Raw genomic sequence first — 20,348 nt, forward strand, 5'->3', positions numbered from 1 at the left:
TTGGCCGGCCCGACCAGCACCGACGGCGGCGTCACTGGTGGCAGCAAGCTGACCAATCTGGCCCAGGGCGAGGTCTCGGCCACGTCCACCGATGCGGTCAACGGCGCGCAGTTGTACGCCGTCGCCGGCCAGAACGACGCGGCCTATGTCGCTCAGAACGGTCGCGGCCTGCGTTATGCGCGCAGCAACGAAACCGGTCTGGCCGAAGCCGATGCGCACGCCCAAGGCGTGGGTTCCAGCGCGGTGGGCTACAACGCCACCGCCTCGGCTGAGAACGCCGTGGCCCTGGGCCGCGATTCGGTCGCCGGTCACGCCAACTCGGTGGCGATCGGTGCCGGTTCGGCGACTACGGTCGGTGCGCAGAGCGGCTACAACGCGGCCTTCGTCGGCAGCAGCAGCTCGACCGGGCAGGTGCAGGTCGGCGGCCGCACCATCGGCGGCGTCGCCGCCGGTTCGGCCGGCGACGATGCGGTCAACGTGGCGCAGTTGCAGACCGGCGTGAACCAGGCGGTCGATCAGGCGGTGACCCAGGCCAACAGCTACACCGATGCGCGGGTCAATCAGGTCGCCGGCAACGTCGCCCAGTACGACAACCGCATCACCACGGTCGAAGGCGACGTCAACAGCGTCAAGAACGGTTCGGCGGGTTTGTTCCAGGTCAGCCAGGACAACACTGCTGCACCGACCGCGACCGGCACCAACGCAGCCGCGGGCGGCGCTGGCGCATCGGCCTCGGGCACCGGCAGCACCGCGCTCGGCAACGGCGCCAACGCTTCGGCCAACAACGCCGTCGCATTGGGCAACAGCTCGGTGGCGGATCAGGCCAATACGGTGTCGGTGGGTTCGGCCGGCAACGAGCGTCGGGTCACCAACGTCGCCGTCGGCACCGCCGATACCGATGCGGTCAACGTCGCTCAGTTGAAGGGCTACAGCAACGGCGGTCTGCAGTACGACAAGAACGCCGACGGCAGCGTCAACACCAGCAGCCTGACCTTCAACCCGAACGGCAGTGGCCAGACCACGCTGCACAACGTCGCCGCCGGCAAGGCGCCGACCGACGCGGTCAATGTCGCCCAGTTGCAATCGGGCGTCGCCGACGCGGTGGTCCAGGCCAACAGCTACACCGATGGCCAGGTGACCGCGGTGCGTAACGATGTGTGGAAGCTCAGCGGCGATGTGCGCCGGGTGGAGCGCGACATGCACTCGGGCATCGCCACCGCAATCGCGATCAAGCCCGCGCCCTATGTGGCCGGCCGCACGACGTACTACGCCGGTTTCGGCGCGTACAAGAGCGAGGCCGCGTTCGGTGTCAGCTTGCGCCACACCTCCGACGATGGACGTTGGAGCCTGGAAGGCGGCGCGTCGAGCAACCGCGATGGCGTCGGCGCTTATGTCGGCGTGAGCGGCGTGTTCGGCGACTGATCGGGCGCGACGGTCCGGCCTGCCGCGCGGGTTGCGCGGCAGGCCGGTCGTTCCGATTCCATCGCACGCGACGCGGCCGCGCCGGCCGCGTCCCTATCGGCCTCAAGAAACCTTCACCGGGATATTTCGAATGAGCCAGCAACGGATCGAACCGCGACCGCATTTGCTCTGCGATGAGCAGTGGCTGATCGTCGCGTCCCACCTGCCGCGCCACTATCAGGCCCGGATCCTCAACAACACCGGCGACTACCGCGCCTTCATCGAAGCGGTGTTGTGGGTGGTCGAAAACAATGCGCCCTGGACCAGCATTCCGAGCTGCTACGGTTCCTGGCGGGCGATCTACGTGCGCTTTCTGCGTTGGGTCCAGGACGAGCATTGGATCGCCGTCGAGCAAGCGTTGGGCGTCAACAGTGCAATGGCACACAGTTTGCTCGAGCGAGTTGAGCGTTACCGCGCAAGCAACCGTTGGCGTCGCCACAAGGGGCGCTCGGAGCCCAGCGGCCACTGCGGCGAGCTGTACGACGAAATCGCCGTGCGTTGGGGCGGTATGACAGCCGCTTGAACACGATGCTTCTATCGGCCATGTAGGATCAGAGTCTGCGATTCGGAACATTGCTGGTGTGAGCCATTGCGTGCGATCTCCTGCTCGACGCCCCAGCGGGCTAAGGAGGTCTGCCACCGTGATCGTAATGCGAATGAACTCGAAAAGACGAATTGAGCCCGCTGATCATATGCCCTCGAAACCCTGGTAATCCTAAGTCCGTGAATGTCCGGAACGAAATACGGTCCTTTCGGATGCCTGCACTACTTACCTTATTTCGAAATTTGCGCTGCGCCCAGCTCAAGCGTGTCGGGATCGAGCGAGGTGCGCGGTCATAGCCGTTCGACCGTTACGTTGAATCGATACCCTTCGCCGCGTACGGTCTCGATCGGCGCACAACAACCAGGCCAGTGTAACTTTCGCCGTAGCCGACTGACCGCCAGATCCATGGCGCGATCGAATGCTTTCGAATCGTCACCATGGGTAAGCTGCATGAGTCGGTCGCGGCTGAGCAGGCGTCCCGCACGGTCGACGAACACGCGAAGCAGGTTGCATTCCAATGGCGTCAACGCGACGGGTTGGCCGTCAGGATTTAACAATCGCCGTTCAGCCCCTTCGAACCGCCAACCATCGAAGTGCACCCTGGAAATGGCTGTCGCGGATTGGGTCTTACTGCGCCGACGAAGAAGTGCTCGCACACGAGCCAATAACTCGCGTGGGTCGAATGGTTTGGAGAGGTAGTCGTCAGCACCGACTTCCAAGCCGATCACACGATCTAGAGTAGTACACATTGCACTGAGCATCAGCACTGTGGTTCCGTCCGCGGCGAGTCGGCGGCAGATCGACAGACCGTCCTCGCCAGGCATCATCCAGTCCAGAACAATCAGGTCTGCTTTTTGCTCGGCTAGGTGCCGATTCATTTCATTGCCGTCCCGGGCAGTGCGCACAGTATAGCCATGCCGCATCAGATACTCGCACAAGGCGTTGCGAACACTGGCGTCAGTGTCGACGACCAGGATTTGGAAGGAAGCGCTCATGTGCCCGTTGCCCCAGATTTGTATCCGCATGTGACTATCAGGCGTCGTGCGGACAAGCAGACGATATCCAAGCGAGCTTTAATAGATGCCTAATCGGCTCACAGTGTGTGCAATCTGTTTTTCCGCCATCATCTCGCATTGCGGCTGCTCGCCGCCGGCGTGCTATCAATGGGAGGCATATACACATAAAGGGGGGGCGGAGACAGGATTTGGCGCCCGATCTGGGCCTATCAATTACTAGCTGCCGCTGATGATGCGCTGCGCCTACGCTACCGCGGGAGCTTCGCTGCTCGTTGGCAACCGACCTCCGCATCGAGTGATAGATAGAATGGCCGGTCATTGCAGTGTAGAGGGAATTAGGTGGCCGAGTGACAGCGCGGCCAGCGTTGCTTCGGAGGCGCTTGCTCTCGGCAGTCGAGCACGTTGCTGCATCGGCTTGCAGATTAGCCCCAACTCGCCGCTAAAGGGCTGCGCTGTCGCCACGGATCTGCTAGCGCGGCTGATAGATATCCAAGAATCTTCCGGGTGGCCCTCGCCCAAGCGTGGGGCGCGAGCTATTTGGACGCCGCTATTCCTGTTTCTTAACGAGAACCTTGATCGCCATGCGCAGTATCCGCTCCCGCCGGCAACAGATCCTGCAATGCTTGATCGAACAGAAGTCGATGCAGGTGGCCGAACTGGTCGATCGATGCGAAGTATCGGCAGTGACTATCCGCGCAGATCTCAGTCATTTCGAATCGAAAGGGATGGTGACGCGCACCCGAGGCGGCGCAACCTTAGTGCGCGAACTGATGCAGGAGCAGAAAATTCACGAGAGGGATATGCTGACCTTGTCGATGAATGATTGAATCGCCCAGGTTTTTGTAGGCAGTCGTCGGTCGTTTAGTGCATGCCGCTTTTCAAACTCTATCGGGGACAGGCCATCGTTGGAACTGTGCCGCCGCTTAGGGTTGTAGAACAGCTCGATGTAGTCGAACACATCGCCCCGCGCATCGGCGTGGGTGCTGTAGATCCATTGCTTGATACGCTCGCGCTTGAGCAACTGGAAGAAGCTTTCCATGGCCGCATTGTCGTGACAGTTTCCACGCCGGCTCATGCTGCACACGATGCCGTGAGCCTTCAGGAAACTTTGCCAGTCTTCGCTGGTGAACTGACTGCCTTGATCCGAGTGCAGGAGCAGGCCCGGCTCGGGTTTGCGACGCCACACCGCCGCCAACAAAGCTTGCAGCACCAAGTCGGTGTGTTGCGTCGGCCGCGTGGCCCAGCCTACGACCTGGCGTGAGAACAGGTCGAGCACGACGGCCAAGTACAAGAAGCCTTCGTAGGTGCGGATGTAGGTGATGTCGGTGACCCAGGCCCGATTGGGTTCCTGCGCCGTAAACGTGCGCGCCAAGACGTTGTTGGCCACCGCGCCGATCGGTCCGCTCAGCGGCCGTGGACGTCGTCCGTAACCCACCATGGCGCGCAGCCCCTCTTGCTTCATCAGACGTGCAACGCGGTGCTTGCTGCATGTTTCGCCCAACTCGCGCAGGTCCTTGGTGATCTTGCGATGGCCGTAGATCGATCCACTCTCCAGCCAACTGTGCTTGATCAAGCCAAGCAAGCGTTGATGGTCGCGCACGCGAACACTGGTCGGCTCGCGAAGCCATGCGTAGTAGCCGCTGCGGTGCACGTGCAACACGCGGCACATGGCCGCCAGTCCGAACTCGTCGGCGTGCTGCTTCATGAAGGCGTACTTCACCTTTACCCCTTGGCAAAGTACGCGGCGGCTTTTTTTAGGATGTCTCGTTCTTCAGTGACCCGGCGCAGTTCCGCCTTCAGGCGACGCACTTCCGCGTTCTGGTCGCTTTCGACACGGCGAACCACGGCGCTCTTTCCTTGCTGCCGCCGCCAGCCATACAGGCTGTGCACCGACACGCCAAGCCGCTCCGCCACTTCGGCCACCGGCCGACCGTACTCCACGATCTGTCGAACCGCTTCGATCGTGAATTCATCGGTGTACCGCTTCGCGCTCATAACCACCTCCGCATAAGCCATAGTTTATGGCTGCGAGATGTCTACGAAACCCTGGGCGATTCACGCCAACTTTTTTTCTAAGCCAACACTAGGGATCTTGTTAGGTAAGCGAGAATGTTTGCAGGAAGGCGGTCGGCGCGCTGCTTGATATCGGCTGGGTGATTCGCTTTCGTTATGTGTCATGGGTGGGCCATTGCAGACGAGCACTGAGGCCGCCCATATCGCGATTTTGCAGTATTAGGCGACCTCCGTGGCGCAACGCGGTTTGGCGTGCAACTGAAAGGCCAAGGCCGAGGCCGCCGGTTTCGCGACTGCGCGAGGATTCCAAGCGCTGGAAAGGTTTTTGCAGGCGTTCGCTTTGGTCGGGCGGAATGCCGGGGCCGTCATCGTCCACTTGTAGGACGATCAAGTTGTCTTCGCGCCACAAGCCTACACGTGCTCCGTCTGCATATAGCACAGCGTTATCGATCAGATTGATCAGTGCGCGCCGCAGGCTGAGGGGCTCGACCACTGCGCGAATCGCATCGATGCGCGAAGCTTGCACTGTTTTGCCTAGGGCCTGAGCGTCGTCAATGCACTCATCTACCATTTGGGCCAGGTCGGTATCGACTAGCGATTCATTCTGGGATCTTCCGCGGAAGTAGTGGAGCATTTGCGCAATCATTGCGTCCATCCGTTCCAGATCAGCGGCCATACGCAAGGAATGTTCCGTCGGTGCCATTTCTACGCGTAGACGCAGCGCGGCCAGTGGTATGCGCAGGTCGTGGGCTACGGAAGCCAGCATGCTCGCCATATCATCGGCTGGGCGGCTCGGACAAGCAGCCTCATGCTCCACCTGCACCTCGGGAGTGGGGCGGCCTTCGTCCTGTGTGGCTTTGGTTGATGCCGCATAGGAAAAGGCACGCTCTAGTCCTAGTCGATCGACATCGATATGAAGCGAGAGTGGTGCTTGCGTCAAACGCTGCACGAACCACCATGCCAAGGGTGCGAGCAATGCGACAGTCAGTGCGAAGGCGAGCACGATACGCAGGCGCCAGGCCTGAGTCGGTGCATGCGCCGGCTCGGCCGCGCGCCAGCAACCGTCGCTCTGACGCGGTGCGAATTCGAAGGCCGGTCGATCGGCATCGGTGCTGCTAAATACTCTGTGCGTTGCAAGGTCAGAGTTCAGTCGCGGCGCACAACCGGAAACGATGACTTGCGGATGAATTTGCACTGACTCGGACAGATGCAACCATCGCGTATAAAATCGCTCATGCGGTGCCTGTAGTATATCAACAGAAACGCGGGCTAGTGCGTTGCTCGCCGGATGCGAGAGCATTATGCAATCGCGCCCCATCTTCAAGTTTCGGTTGTCGACAGTTGCTTCTTTGCGCAGTACGGCGATGGCGGTACCAAGGCTAACCTCCAGCATCGAGGACGTTGGTGCCGGCAGTGCAATAAAGAAGTTGATTGCCAAGGCCGTTGCGATGGTAGCCAAGGTCAGCCTGTCCATCAGGTTCAAGCATGTTGGGATGGGGCGATGGGGCACGGTCATAGCCGCTCGACCGCCACGTTAAACCGATAGCCTTCGCCGCGTACGGTCTCGATCGGCGCACAACACCCAGGCCAGCGCAGTTTTCGCCGTAGCCGACTGACCGCCAGATCCATGGCGCGATCGAATGCTTTCGCATCGTCACCATGGGTAAGCTGCATGAGTCGGTCGCGGCTGAGCAGACGTCCCGCACGGTCGACGAACACGCGAAGCAGGTTGCATTCCAATGGCGTCAACGCGACGGGTTGGCCGTCAGGATTTAACAACCGCCGTTCAGCTCCTTCGAACCGCCAACCATCGAAGTGCACTCTGGAAATGGCTGGCGCGGATTCGGTCTTACTACGCCGACGAAGAAGTGCCCGTACGCGAGCCAGCAACTCGCGTGGCTCGAATGGTTTGGAGAGGTAGTCGTCAGCACCGACTTCCAGGCCGATTACCCGATCCAGAGTAGTACACATTGCGCTGAGCATCAGCACTGTGGCCCCGTCCGCGGTGAGTCGGCGGCAGATCGACAAGCCGTCCTCGCCAGGCATCATCCAGTCCAGAACGATCAGGTCTGCTGTTTGCTCGGCCAGGCGCTGATTCATTTCATTGCTGTCACGCGCAGAGCGCACAGCATAGCCATGCCCCATCAAATATTCGCACAAGGCGTCGCGAACACTGGCGTCATCGTCGACGACTAGGATGTTGGAGTGAGCGCTCATGTGCTTATTGTCTAAGAACTATGTAACTAGTTTGTATCCGCAAGTTGTTGTTGGTTGCAGAGCAGACAAATGGATGACACCCGAGCAAGTTTCAATAGATGAACAATCGACCATTGGGTGTCTGCAGTGCGTTCGTTCGTCCACCTCCCTGCATTGCTCCTGCTCGCCGTCGGCGTACTGACAGTGGGAGGCATATACACCATAAAGAGGGGGCTTGCGGTGGCGGGAGGTGGCCCTCGAATCGGGTCAATCAGTTACAGGTTGCCGCTGACGATGCGCGGCGCCTACGCTACCGCGGAAGCTTCGCTTCCGGGCGTCGATCAGCCTTTGCATCTAGTAATAGATAGCACGTCCAGAGATGACGTCATCGATAGAAAGTTCGCGTGGGCGGCCAGCGCTCTGGAGCAGGACGCATCCGAAGATGCTCAAGTGCGCCACCTCAATGGCCGGACGGCTCCGCCGCCGATGGTGCGGTTCGAGGGAATGCGAGTGGGCAATATGACGCTCACCGGGCCGTTTACTGTTGCCGAAACTGAACTCTCTACCGCTACTTCCGAAGAGTCGGTCGACGGCATCCTCGGAACCAATGTAATCGCTTTATACGATGCGACTTTCGACATCAAGCGAGGCGAGTTGTTGTTGCGCTCGAGCGCGGTTGACGAGGGGCGATGCTACCTCAACAGCTATCCGGGACGCTCGGAAGCTCTAAGGAAAATCTCCTTCATGGATGTGTCATTGCGGAAGGGGGGCTCAAAGGTGCGTGCCGTGATCGACACCGGTGCATCACACACTGTGATGAACCTGGCCGCTGCCATGACGTTAAGGTTGCGGCCGGGCGATCTGAGCTTGCGACGTTTGAAGCGCGTTGTGAAAAACACGAGTTCAACCGCAGTGCCTGATACTTGGCTCTATGATCTGCCGCGTCTAGAGATTGGCGAATGGTTGTTGGGCCCGACGGAAGTTCGGATTAGCCAACTTCCGATCTTCGACGAGCTCAGCCCCGACGGACAACCCACGATAATCCTGGGCATCGACGTGTTGCGGCAACGACGAATTACAATCAAGAGTGGGGCAGCAGCGTTCTGTGTAAGTAGAGGTGATGAGTAACCACTTGTATACGCTTTTGGTTGGGTCTATTTTCGAGCCAGCTACACGCGCTAGCAAGAAGGTGGCGGCTTAACCACCTGCGGGTTGCGCGCCTCATGCATGAGAGCGGACTGCAAGCGCTGCATAGCTATGACATGCGCCGCTTGCCAGTGCCTGAGCTGCAGCCTTTGATTTGTAATCTGCTACAGCGCCAGTTCGCCGTCTCTTGCCACAATCAGGTCTGGGTAACGGACATCACTTCCGAACGTGGCAAGGATGGCTTTATCTCGCGGTAGTGATGGGTCTTTTCTCTCGCAAGATTATCAGCGGGACGGCGAAGCAGACAATCCATCGTGAATTGGTTTTGGATGCCATGGCCAAAGCGGTTAGATGCAGGCGGCCGCGCAATGCTCTGATTCATTCAGATCAAGGTACCCAGTACGGGAGCGATGCTTGGCATCGATTTTTCGAAGCAAGTCATATCGAGCCGAGCATGGGTGGGCGAGACAATTGCTGCGATTACGCCGTAACCGAATCGTTCCTCAGTGGCCTGAAGAAAGAGCGAATCAAGAAGCGCATCTATGCGGACCGGGACACCGCGATGCAAGACATCGCTAAGTACATTGGCGGCTTTCAAAACCCAGCTAGGGGGGCATAGCTATCTGGGCGGAGTTAGCCCAGATGAGTTCGAGGCCCTACGGCGGAGGCGGGGATCACGTGCCCACTAAATCCTGGTAACTCCAGTAGCTCGACTCCTTGGCGCGCCTTGTTGTAATCGGAAGGATGGCCGGGCATGCTGAAAATCCTCAGCTACGCCTACAAAAAGAAGTGGAACTATGCTAACGCGGATATCGATGATTGCAGGCATGTTCTCGGCCCTGAGTGTCATATCGGCGGGCATCGCGGCTTTTTTGGTAGATCCGACACCTCCTGGGGAGGTCGTCGTCATAGGCGGTGTCGAATATATCTGTCCGAATAGTTGCATAATAACTGGAAGTCCTGAAAAGTTTGTTGTGCAGGACAGCGGGCTTGGCGTAGTCAGGTTGATGGTGGGTGGGAAAACCATAGAAATCGATGGCTTCGAATATGGTTGCCCTAATCAGTGTGACTTGATTAATGGTCCCGATGGCTATTTGGTAACCGACAGCGCTGGGGCTGCGGTTACAAAGGCGGGGGCAAGGACCATCGTTATAGGTCATTTGGAATACAACTGCCCGAACAGCTGCATCGTTAACCAAGGACCGAGCGGTCTGGCAGTACGCGACAGCGAGGGAGGCAGAGTCGCAGAGGGATATGTGGCGGATTCATATGGCGATACCTCAATTCCGTCGTCAGCCGCTACCCAATACCTATTCCGTCCTTGAAGCTGCCTTGGCGATCACATCCTTGTGTAGGTGTCGCGATAGCCCGGCTTTACTTAAGTGTTGGACATTCTCGGTCGCGTGCTGGCGGCCGAAACCAAGATGTAGGAGGTTGGCGGCATTCCTCTCTGGAGGGGGGGCGTTTGTATCGAGCAAGCTGGCCAGTCACGTCCACACTGAGCGGCTAGCTGCGGTAAGTGGCTTGGATGATTTTGCCGTCGACTTGAAGGATGAGAAGGCGACGGTTGGAATCTGACCAGATCCTCGGCTGATGCTCTATTCGGATTCGGCGCTGTCATCGTGTAGCGCCCAGTGGCCGGCGGCGCTAGCACTAAGATCCAGGCTGGCCGACTGCCCTGCGCTAGCGAATTAGAGTTGCCAGGATTTCGTGGACACCTAATCGGCTGACTCATTTCGTCGTTTCGAACACATTTGCACCGAAATCGTGGAACTGCTCTTTATTAGCTCGGTTGGCGTCGAACGGGAAGTCGCACGCGATGGTTCGCGTGAGCAATGCCGGGAGTTCTAGCTCTCAACTTGGCCACCAACTCAACGTGGTGGACTTAAAGCCGCCTGCAGGCTTGCTTGGCTAGGGCTTGAGCGACAAGTGCAGGAGCGGATATCGCCTCTGATATGAGCATGGATTAGTGGCAAGTATCCCCGAAATCCTGGTAGCTCCAGTTGGCGTACTTTCCGCCTTGCCTACTGCTCATCGGTCAGCATGTACTTCAATTGACTGCGGGTTGGTCAGGTTATTATGAAAGCTACGGTATTTGTACGCACCGCTCGCTTTGTTCTCGAAGCGATGCCTCTATGCAGCGAGCGCGGCAAGCGAAGCCGATGTGACAGCGTACTGGATTTGTTATTGGATCGCGGATATGTGTGACACATGCGCGATGAATGTGACTTTTTATAGATACCATTGCGCCGCTAAGTGTGTTCTCTTTAGCACCTCGGATCATGAGCGTCCTTGGAATGTTTGTGACTTTTGGCGTTATAGAGATTGATGTTGTCAAGGGACGTGATGGAGAACAACAAACAAAAAGTCGGAGCTAATCCTGGCGTACCGCCCGTGGAGATGGGGGCGGAGTCCGAGCGCGGAGATAGGAAAATGGAACAAATCCGCGAACTGATGTTCGGCGGGGTGGCGCGTGATTTCGATCGCCGCCTCAAGGAGATGGAAGAGCGGTTCGCCGAAGACCTCGCGCGTATTTGCAAAGATGGCGACAAGCGAATCGCGGTCTTGGAGGCGCGCCTGAACACGCAAATAGAACGTCTGCAGGCGCAGCTACGCCAAGAAGCGGCTGCGAGGGCGCTGGCCCTGGATGGTCTGGAAATGCGCATGAGCCAAGCGCTGGTTACACAGCGCAGCGAGGTCAATGCTGTGCTTCAGCGCCACGAGGATGAGGCGGTTGCAGGGGAAAGCCGTTTCGGCCAAGCGCTGGGCGCGATTGAAGCGCAGGCCAGGGAAAGCGTTCAAGCGCTCAAGGCGACGCTCAACAGTTCCCATGCCCATATCAACGAAAGCAAACTGGCTCGCGAGGATATGGCGGACATGATGGCCGAGCTGTCGCTACGCTTGCGAGGTCCGCGGGACTCTGCCGTCGAAGGTTGATCGCTGAGATGCCTGGAGAATACGATCGCCTTCGCCGTCTGCTGCTGCAGTCGGAATCGAGCCAGTTGGAGGAGCTCCGCGAATCGCTGCGGCGGACGCGCGCGCTGTTGGGCGAGGTGCCCGAAATTGTGGCAGAGCATTTGGAGACGAGCCAAGGACAAGGTCGGCCGAGCCGTTTGACCGAGGCACTGACCCAATCCGCAATCACTTCGCTCGAGATGGCGGTGCGACAACAGCCGCAAGTGGTGACCGATGCTCTGTACGCTATCGTCGGACCGACGATCCGTCGGTCCCTGGGTGAAACCATGCGCGAGATGGCCGATGACCTGGATCGTACGTTGCGTAATACTTTAAGCCTGCGGACGCTGCGCTGGCGATTGCAGGCTTGGCGGAGCGGATTGCCGTATGCGCAAGTAGTGCTGCGAAACACGATGCGCTATCGGGTCGAGTACCTGTATCTGATCGAGCCACAAGGCGGTTTACTCTTAGGGCACTGCGCTACGGAGGGTCTGCAGGAACTCGATTCCGACGCGATAGCGGGGATGTTCACCGCCATCAACCAGTTCGTTATGGACTCGGTGCCGATGGATCGTATCGGAGGTATCGGCTCGGCGACGGTGGGCGAATACAGGCTGGTGGTCAGCGACGGCCCGCTGGCGCGGTTGGTCGCCTTCGTGCGCGGAGTACCTTCCAGCGATTTCAGGAATCAGCTGAATCAGTTGAACGAGAAGCTCCATTCGCGACACGCCTCGGCGTTGTCCGCCGACTCTTCCGCGGATATGCCGAACACGGAGCTGTTGGAGCAGTCCGACTTCGATCATCTCAATCGGAGTTTGGCTGAGGAGCACACTGCCAGCAGACGGCGCCGCCCATACCTTCGATGGACATTGGCGATCTCGTTGGCAGCGCTCGCGACGCATGTCGGATTCAGTATTCACTGGGCTTTGCTGGCGCGCGATATCGAAGCTCATTTTGCCCAAACGCCCGGCATGATGATTTCGTATTGGGACGATAGTCGGCGAGGTCGACTTCGGGGTGAGGGATTGATCGATCCATTGGCCGACGACCCGAAAAGGTGGCTGGCCGAGCGCTATCCGGACGTGAAGCTAGACTGGCGTGCGCGGCCATACATGTCGCTGGAGCCGGCTATTCTCGAGCGTCGCGCGGCCCGGCGATTGGGGATTCCATTAGATATGGCGGAGTACCTCGACGGCACGATCAGCCTGAAGGGCACGCTGCGGTTCGCCGATTGGTATCGGGTAACCCAGACATCGATGAGCATCCCGGGTGTTGATCGGGTGGATACGGCGGGGTTGGATTATCCGGGCGCTCAACGCGTCCGCGAGCTCATCGTAGAGTTGGAGGGTATGCAAGTGCGATTCGACAGTGGGACCACAGTGCCCATCGAGGGCATGCAGGCACAGATCGACGCGATGGTCGATCGGGTGGACCGGTTACAAGCACTTGGGAAAGCCGAAGGCATGGCCTTCCGACTGCGCGCCAAGGGATTTACCGACGAAGTGGGAAGCTATAGCCAGAACCGGAGTCTGCGTCAGGCGCGGGCAGAATGGCTGGCGGCACGCCTGGATGCGGCCTTGTCGCCACCATCGACTGTGATCGTGGATACCGATGAGACCTCGTCCATCGCCGACATCAGGGCGACTTGCGTCGTCGTCGTGCCCTATCCGGTCGCGCCATGAAATCTCGCTCGTTCAAAATTTGCGTGATAGGCGATTTTGCCGTCGGCAAGACAAGTACGGTGGCGCGCAGTGTGCGAAAAACTTTCTCAGAAACCTATCTGACCACGGTAGGCGTCAGAGTGGACACCAAGGCCTTGAAGATCGCGGGCTCGGAACAACGTCTTGTGCTCTGGGATATTGCGGGCGTCAGCGTCCTGGAGCAGATGCGTTCCAACTATATCCTCGGTGCGAACGGTTTGCTGTTGGTCGCCGATGGAACCCGAAAGGAAACCGTCACCATCGCCCTGTCCTTGCGAGAACAGGTGCATCGACGTCTGGGCCGCCTACCGCCTTCTGCACTTCTGCTCAACAAGGCCGATATGATCGACGCGTGGGACGTGCCTCCAGCGACGATTCGCGAGCTCGAACGCGAGCTGGCCGTCTTCACCACCAGCGCGAAGACCGGCCAGGGAGTGGAAGAGTCGCTTCAAGCCCTGGCGACCGAATTGGTGACGCAATGTTGAAAGCTCGCGGCGGCCCAAAAAGGCCCACCACTCCTGAAGCCCCGAGGGCGCCCTTGGTTGTCACGGTCGATGGACAGGGCCGCCTGGTCGACATGGTAGGAGATTCCGATCCTTTCGGTTCGATGTCGGCTGACGACATAGGAAGGCTGCTGTTGGACATCATGGTGGGTGGCGACAGTCCGACGGAAGTGCTTCAAGCGGTGGAGCTGATCGATGGCTACTTTGTCGACATCCATATCGTATGCGAGGAAGAACTCCGGCATTTCGTGCTGCTCGACTCGACGGAGTTGGTGCGTTCGCTCCAGAGAATCCAGCAATCGAGCAATGAAACGACACTGCGAAATGAGAGCATCAGGAGGTCCCTGCACAGAAGCGGCCCTATGGCGAGGAAACAGCTCGAACAGGCGATGTTGGTGCCGAAAGACGCTGGAATGCTCTCCATTCTGGCGGGAGAAATGCGGGAGCCACTGGCGCTGCTAGCGGGTCATGTCAATATCCTCGCGCGGCACTGCGGCAGCGACCCGACTGCGCTGCGCTCGATCGCTGTCTTGCAACGCGCCGCTATGCGGCTGGACAAGCTCGCGAGCAGCGCATTGGTCGCGATGGGCGAGCATTCGATCAAGGCGAGCGACGAAGGATCGGTGGACTTGAGCCGTTTGGCCAGCGCCTTGCTAAATACCTTTTCGCTGCAGGCGGTAGGATCGGGGATTAATCTCAGTGTTTACGTGCCTGAGAACGCGCCAACAGTAGAGATCGACGATCGGGCTTTGCGCCAAGTGCTCGAGAATCTGGTAGTGCATGCGTTCGGCGGAGTGGAGAAGGGCCGGATAGAGCTGGCTTTTTCGCTCGGTGAACTTCATCTGGATCTAGAAGTAAACGCCGAGCCCGAGGGATTCAGCATGGAGTGGTTCGGGCCGTTGATAACCACCAACGAGCTCCTGCATTCCTATTCGGCCGGCAGTCTGGCATTGGCCGCTAGTCAGCGGATTCTGCGCGACATGGATGCCATGGTCGAGATCGTCCCGCGTATCGAAAGCGGCTATGCGCTGTGGTTCCGGATTCCCATCGGGGCGCGGTGGCGCGCGGAGCCGGCGGCGTGATTCAGATCATCGACATGACATCGTTCGTCACGGTGGTGAAGGTCGGCAGCTTCACCGATGCGGCGCGTAGGTTGGACACCGCCAAGTCGGTGGTGAGCCGTCGAGTCAGCGATCTGGAGCGGGAACTTGGCGCTCCCTTACTCGATCGCAGCGCCCGCGGTGTGCGTCCGACTGAAGTCGGGGCGGTCTATTACGCCAAGTGCGTGCGCATCCTCGAGTCGATTCAAGCTGCCAACGATTTTGTCGCCGGATTCAACAGTTTGGTGAAGGGGCGGTTGAGCGTCATCGCTTCGAGACAGTTCGAGGGGCCGCTTACCACGCTGCTCAACAAATTCGCTGAACAGTACCCGGACATCTTGTTGGACGTGGAAGTCGGAAGCGAAGGCAATCTGGACGATCTGGAATTCGATGTTGCCATTCGCACGTCTGAGATTGACAGCTCCGGTCTGGTGGCTCGCCAGCTCACTCGTTATCGTAATTTGCTGTGCGCGAGCCCCGACTACCTGCAACGTTGCGGTACACCAAGCGGTCCCGAAGATCTGGCGCGGCACGACGGTCTCGGGAGAAGTCAAGGCGAAGTTGAAGGTGTTTGGCGGCTGCTGGTGGACGGCCAATGGCGGGACTGCCGTTACCGCGAAAAAATGCGCAGTTATAGCGAGGCTCAATTGACGGCTGCTGCGAGTGGCGGCCTGGGCATTGCGCTATTGCCCGAACCGCTGATCCAGGCCGACATCTATGAGGGGCGGTTAACGCCAGTGCTGAGCGAGTTTCCTGCGATCTCGGGCATGCTCTGCGCCGTGTACCCGAAGAGCCGACGTTCGTCGCAAAAGGTTCAAAAGTTGTTGGCGTTCCTCGCAGAATCGCTAAAACCGGAAGATTGGATGGGTGCCGCCGATACGCTGGTTCCGTGTTCGTCCAGCGCGAACGAGCCGTTCGCGCCAGACGGCTAGCGCGTTTCCGAGACGGGAACGACTCTACTGTTTCGTCGAGGATGAAACAAAATCACTTACATCAGAAATGTCGCGGTGAAGGCGCAACCTGCCAACACCGCGGTGAGATTCTCAAGGCTTCGGCCCGTAGAGCGCGCCTTCGCAAGCGGCTGCAGCGGTCGCGAGGATGCTCTCCTGCGGTGCTCGGGTGTTGTGCGCTTGGCTAATCTGGTCCTTGGCGCACGTGCCAACGCCGCTGCGAAGCGACCGATAGTGGAGGAAGCTCCACTCCTCCCCGATCCTCTATTCGCTTTAGTTCGATTGAGAAACGGGCGACAGGAGGCGGAATCAGGCTCGCCACGACCTGGAGGGAATGGCGGTCGCCAGTCGTTCGGAGTCGACGCGAGCCGCAGTTGCAGTGGGTTTTCGGGTGGAAAGGCTGGTAAGAAATCTGTCGGCCGCGGAAGGCGAGTCGGCCGTCTCGCATGCGCGTGATGAGAAGCAGTGCTCGCTATACGCGGGCCATCGCCTGCTTCAGCCATTGTGCGCTTTCAAGGTGCGTCGTCGGAACGAATTGTGCTTCCGGCTGCGCGTGCAACCATCGGGTGAAGTGTCATGAGAGAGATTAGGTTCAAAGAATGCGTTCTGGTTGTCGCCCTTGCCATAGGTACTGCGGTGGCTGGTGCGGCGCATGCTAGAAAGAAGCCCGCCGCAGCTCAAGCAGTGGCCGCTGCTCCCGCCTCGGTCGGGCGTCCGGCTCTGATCGAGCCGGACGCTATCCGCGATGCAGGGCTCAGAGTCGTTGTCGGTATCGATGCGGGAAAAGTGGGCGAGCTGTGGGACGGCGGATCGGCGATGCTGAAGCGCGACGTGGCGCGCGATGCGTTCATGGCGAACATTGCTTCGACCCGAAAAGGCTCTGAGAGGCCGACCGCTCGGGATTGGATCGCCATCCATCGCGCACAGGGGGGGGGCACATTGCCCGCGGGGCAGTACGCATCCGTACAGTTCGCGACGACATTCGCTGGTGGCCACGCGCTGCGCGAAATTCTTTCGTTTCGATTGGACGATGATGGTGTGTGGCGCTTCGTCGGCTATGCCGTCGAGTGAATGTCGTGATGGCGTGCGACCGGATTCCAAATTTTCAGACGTAAAGCAGGGCTGGGAGCGAACATGGGTATAGAGCAAGAGGACGGCGTTATCGTTGCCCTGCATTTTCGCCCGCAAGCGAAGGCCGAAGTGATGGACGTCCCGTCGCGTGGACTGATCAGCGACCAGCAATGGCGGGCAATCGTCGACATGCTTCCGGACCGGTTGGGAGTCCGAGCGCGCAACCGCGGCCAGCAATATCGAGACTTTGTCGAGAGCGTGCTGTGGGTAGTTGCTGGAGACGCATTATGGAACGAGCTGCCGCGGAGCCACGGCTCCTGGCGAGCCGTGTACGTGCGATTCCTGCGCTGGAACAATATCAATGCGTGGGATGGAGTCGCCGAAATCCTGGGCCACGATCAGGCGGTAACGCGTGCCTTGCTTGCTCGTGCGGCGCAGCATACAGCCATCGTTCGTAAACGGATGAACAGAAAGCTGCTGCACCGCATGCTCGAAGTCTGATCACTGCTCGTCGTGAACGTGCGTTCGACCGACATTGGATACGAAAATATTCCGCGAGTAACTGCTGACGAATAAGATGTTAGCGTTGCTGCCGTGGTCTGGATGGCTGGCGCTGTCGTTTGTGCTGGCATCTTTGAGCCCAATTCGGCTGAGGGGACCGAACCAAGTGATGCGTTCATCCCTGCGACAGCGGGTGGCCTCGACGCCCCTCGTGCCCGATGATCTTCATCGCCGAATAGAGGTGGCGAGAAGGGCGAGGTTCGGCGGGTTGTCAAGCCCGAATGGCGGCTAATCGGCGGCAAATGAGATAAAAAAGATATCTCCTTGAATGTGATATTTCGTCTCGAAGCGTAGATTGCAGTGCTTGAATCGACTCGCCGGCCCCTCCTCGGCCGCGACGTCGTAGCGGTCGCAACAACATAGGAGACACAGGCGAATGGCCTTGAGCATAGATGTTGCCCCTTTGGACGACAGTCAGTGGGCTACGATCACCTCACGCCTGCCGCGGAACCTTCGTAGCCGCGTCAGGACCAAGGACGCGGAGTACCGTGCCTTCGTCGACGCCGTGCTGTGGGTCGTACGCAACGATGCCTGTTGGAAGTGCGTTCCCAGTGACGGCTGGCGAGCGATCTACGTGCGCTTTATCCGCTGGGTGGATCAGGGGATATGGGGTGCGGTGGAACATGGAATCGGCTCGGACCCGTGCTTGATCCATGCCCTGAGAGATCGCGTGGCTTCATACAGCACGAAAAAGCGTCGGCGCCGTCGGCGATCCGGGGAAAATCCGAAGTCGGCTGAGATAAATGATTCTGGAACCAATGATCGCTTGGCATCACGCAGGGCCGGACAGATGGCGCCGACCGTCGCGTTCGTTCGCCATTGATTCATCGACGGGGTAGCGGCCAACCATAGATCACAGATGCATTGGGGGGAGTATCCGCGTGTGCGTGGGGCAGGTAAGTACGCGTCGCCTCTGTGATTGTCCGTCCAAGCGAAGCGGCTACTTGATTGTCGCGGCGGCCCGAGAAGTGTCAGGAATCTCCTCGTGACCGAGTGTCGGGGAGAGCTGGGGCTGTGCACACCGTCGAGCTGCGATTAACCTAGCAATGCGCGGAGGATCCGAAATCCTGCCGCCTCGACTTACGCTGTCACTGCCTGTTCTCGTCCATATTCGCCGCGATCTGAACGCGCGTGAGCAGTTCGTATATGCGGTACGCTCCCGCCGACACAACAACGCGATCTACTACCACCGCGCTCGGCGGACACCCGAACGCCAAGTCGGATTCCGCTAACCACTCCACAACCGCCTCGGACATCCGCGCAACAGTCGTTGCGTTGGCTTCGCCATTGAGCCCGCGAACGTAGTGATTGTAGGCCTGTCGGATCCGGTCTGTTATTGGTCCTCATCGCGTCGATGCGCGCTCGGACATCAGCAAAGCATACGCATTCGATGTGACATGGACCAATTTCGTTCGATGACCCGGCAGATGAACCCGCGGGCAACGGCCACAGTCCGCTGTTTTCTTTGGTTGATTGATTCTCTTCGCCTAGCGAACGCCGCGATCTAGTTTCAATTCTTGAGCCCGTTTTCCCATCAGTCCGTTCGACACGCGCGAACATCGTGTTCGTGAATCGAGCGCGCAACCCAGTACGGACCTGCGTCACAGTAACTCGCACAAAGGCCGGCGGTGCTCATTGCGCCTTTTGTGACTTCTATAACGACTGGGAATTGGGAAAGATCTGATGAATGAGATTTTTTGTGTGGTTTGGAGCAAGGCTCTGAACAAGTGGGTGGTGGCTTCGGAATTTGCAAGTGGGCGCAAGAAGGCAGCGCGATCGGCTTCGGCGTCAGCGGTAGTATTCGTGCTGATGGCCGGCCCGGCATTTCAGGCTTCGGCTGGTACGGTTTGTACAACGAGCGCAACTGGTGGAGATGTACCAACGGCTAACGGAGGCGGTTCGGCGTTCGCCTGCGGCTACATGTCGAAAGCGAACAAGAATTGGTCCGTCGCGGTGGGTACCCGTGCAGTTGCTAACGGGACGGAATCCGTAGCGTTGGGCAACCAAGTCACTGCCGGAGGCGATCAGTCGATCGCGTTGGGCGCGGGCGCGAGCACCACGAAAGCGGGCTCCAGCGCCATCGGTTATCAAGCCATTAGCAGCGGTATGGCGTCCACTGCGTTGGGCCAACATACGGAAGCGACCAAGGATCATACGGTAGCAATAGGAACCTGGGCCAAGGCCAAGGGATTGCAGTCGGTCGCACTCGGCAACCAGTCGCTCTCAGAGGGCGACTACGCGACGGCCTTGGGCGCGGGGGCCAGCGCGAAAGCCAGTCAGTCCACTGCTGTCGGTTATCAGGCATCGACCACCGGCATGAGGGCGCTCGCCCTAGGGTACAAGGCTGAATCAACCCAAACGTATGCGACCGCATTAGGCACCGAGGCGCGGGCGACTGCCTTGGAAGCGACAGCCATCGGCAACGAATCGAAGGCTCAGGGACTTCGTTCGATCGCGCTGGGTTCGACCACGCAGTCCACGGCCGACTATGGCTCCGCGCTTGGCTACCAAGCTTCGGCGACCAACGCGAACGACGTGGCTATCGGCAGTTACTCCAAAACCTCTGCGGCCGTGGCCACTCCCAGGTCTATGATTCGCGGAACCAACTACAACTTTGCCGGCGCGGCGCCGACCAGTTCGGTAAGCGTGGGCAATGTCGGTATCGAGCGCACCGTCACCAACGTCGCCGCTGGCCGCATCAGCGCGACCAGCACCGACGCCATCAACGGAAGCCAGTTGCACGCCACCAATCAAGCAATCGAGAACCTGACTACCAATGGTTCGGCCGGCTTCAATGTGACCGCGCAAGGCGCCAACAGCAGCAAGGTGTATGCGGACGAGACAGTGAACTTGAAGAACACCGACGGCAACGTCGTCGTCAGCAAGGATGTGAATGTGGAGGATGTCAACTTCGATCTGGCCAAGGATCTGAAGGTCGACAGCGTCACTGCGGGCAACAGCAAGCTTGACACCAATGGCCTGACCATCGTCGGCGGTCCGAGCGTGACCGATAACGGTATCGATGCTGGCGGCAAGCCGATCAGCAATGTCGGCCCGGGCACCGCGCCGGGCGATGCGGTCAACAAGAATCAGCTGGATGCGGTAAACGCAACCGCGAGCGCCGGTTTCAAT

General features: G+C 59.2%; 17 protein-coding genes and 1 pseudogene. 14 read left to right on the forward strand and 4 right to left on the reverse strand.

Going from position 1 to position 20,348, the window contains the following annotated elements:
• On the forward strand, nt 1–1,422 hold a 1,422-nt coding region (locus V7787_RS47410), incomplete at its 5' end, for a YadA-like family protein (protein WP_336094652.1).
• 130 nt (nt 1,423–1,552) lie between these two features.
• Nucleotides 1,553–1,984 (forward strand): transposase, encoded by a 432-nt coding sequence (locus V7787_RS47415; RefSeq protein WP_336094653.1) that lies wholly within the window; start codon nt 1,553–1,555, stop codon nt 1,982–1,984.
• A 311-nt stretch (nt 1,985–2,295) separates the two neighbouring features.
• Here V7787_RS47415 and V7787_RS47420 read toward each other — a convergent pair whose 3' ends face one another.
• Nucleotides 2,296–3,000, reverse strand: coding sequence for a response regulator transcription factor (locus V7787_RS47420; protein ID WP_336094654.1), 705 nt, complete (start codon nt 2,998–3,000; stop codon nt 2,296–2,298).
• Nucleotides 3,001–3,602: 602 nt separating this feature from the next.
• Between V7787_RS47420 and V7787_RS47425 the strand changes: the two genes are divergently transcribed.
• Entirely contained in the window at nt 3,603–3,848 is a 246-nt protein-coding gene (locus V7787_RS47425) for a DeoR family transcriptional regulator (protein WP_336094666.1), read from the forward strand.
• 32 nt (nt 3,849–3,880) lie between these two features.
• Here V7787_RS47425 and V7787_RS47430 read toward each other — a convergent pair.
• From V7787_RS47430 to V7787_RS47440, 3 genes and pseudogenes are all read right to left on the reverse strand, one after another.
• A pseudogene (locus V7787_RS47430) lies at nt 3,881–5,016 on the reverse strand (IS3 family transposase); the annotation flags it as partial.
• A gap of 172 nt (nt 5,017–5,188) precedes the next feature.
• Nucleotides 5,189–6,550 (reverse strand): ATP-binding protein, encoded by a 1,362-nt coding sequence (locus V7787_RS47435; protein WP_336094655.1) that lies wholly within the window; start codon nt 6,548–6,550, stop codon nt 5,189–5,191.
• On the reverse strand, nt 6,547–7,251 hold the full coding sequence (locus V7787_RS47440; RefSeq protein WP_336094656.1) for a response regulator: 705 nt from the start codon (nt 7,249–7,251) through the stop codon (nt 6,547–6,549). The genes V7787_RS47435 and V7787_RS47440 overlap by 4 nt, the downstream gene beginning before the upstream one ends.
• Before the next feature lie 126 nt (nt 7,252–7,377).
• On the opposite strand from V7787_RS47440, the gene V7787_RS47445 reads away from it, so the two are divergent.
• The 11 genes from V7787_RS47445 to V7787_RS47485 form a co-directional block, all read left to right on the forward strand.
• The gene (locus V7787_RS47445; protein ID WP_336094657.1) at nt 7,378–8,358 is read left to right on the forward strand and encodes an aspartyl protease family protein; all 981 of its coding nucleotides are present in this window, start codon (nt 7,378–7,380) and stop codon (nt 8,356–8,358) included.
• Between the two features lie 205 nt (nt 8,359–8,563).
• Nucleotides 8,564–8,995: a DDE-type integrase/transposase/recombinase gene (locus V7787_RS53275; RefSeq protein ID WP_442965370.1), complete on the forward strand. Its 432-nt coding sequence runs from the start codon at nt 8,564–8,566 to the stop codon at nt 8,993–8,995.
• Between the two features lie 1,814 nt (nt 8,996–10,809).
• Nucleotides 10,810–11,313 (forward strand): hypothetical protein, encoded by a 504-nt coding sequence (locus V7787_RS47450; RefSeq protein ID WP_336094658.1) that lies wholly within the window; start codon nt 10,810–10,812, stop codon nt 11,311–11,313.
• A gap of 8 nt (nt 11,314–11,321) precedes the next feature.
• Entirely contained in the window at nt 11,322–13,013 is a 1,692-nt protein-coding gene (locus tag V7787_RS47455; RefSeq protein ID WP_336094659.1) for a hypothetical protein, read from the forward strand.
• Nucleotides 13,010–13,516, forward strand: a complete 507-nt coding sequence (locus V7787_RS47460) for a Rab family GTPase (RefSeq protein WP_336094660.1) — start codon at nt 13,010–13,012, stop codon at nt 13,514–13,516. The genes V7787_RS47455 and V7787_RS47460 overlap by 4 nt, the downstream gene beginning before the upstream one ends.
• Before the next feature lie 53 nt (nt 13,517–13,569).
• The gene (locus V7787_RS47465) at nt 13,570–14,616 is read left to right on the forward strand and encodes a sensor histidine kinase (protein WP_336094661.1); all 1,047 of its coding nucleotides are present in this window, start codon (nt 13,570–13,572) and stop codon (nt 14,614–14,616) included.
• Nucleotides 14,613–15,566, forward strand: coding sequence for a LysR family transcriptional regulator (locus V7787_RS47470; protein ID WP_336094662.1), 954 nt, complete (start codon nt 14,613–14,615; stop codon nt 15,564–15,566). Before V7787_RS47465 ends, V7787_RS47470 begins: the two co-directional genes overlap by 4 nt.
• A 702-nt stretch (nt 15,567–16,268) precedes the next feature.
• A complete protein-coding gene (locus V7787_RS47475) occupies nt 16,269–16,655 on the forward strand; it encodes a DUF4019 domain-containing protein (RefSeq protein WP_336094663.1) in 387 nt (128 codons plus the stop codon).
• 63 nt (nt 16,656–16,718) lie between these two features.
• Nucleotides 16,719–17,156, forward strand: coding sequence for a transposase (locus tag V7787_RS47480; RefSeq protein ID WP_336094664.1), 438 nt, complete (start codon nt 16,719–16,721; stop codon nt 17,154–17,156).
• A 436-nt stretch (nt 17,157–17,592) separates the two neighbouring features.
• Nucleotides 17,593–18,039, forward strand: a complete 447-nt coding sequence (locus tag V7787_RS53280; RefSeq protein ID WP_442965371.1) for a transposase — start codon at nt 17,593–17,595, stop codon at nt 18,037–18,039.
• 860 nt (nt 18,040–18,899) lie between these two features.
• Nucleotides 18,900–20,348: ESPR-type extended signal peptide-containing protein (locus V7787_RS47485; protein WP_336094665.1), on the forward strand; the 1,449-nt coding region annotated here is incomplete at its 3' end.

This window comes from Pseudomonas sp. CGJS7 (assembly GCF_036961695.1).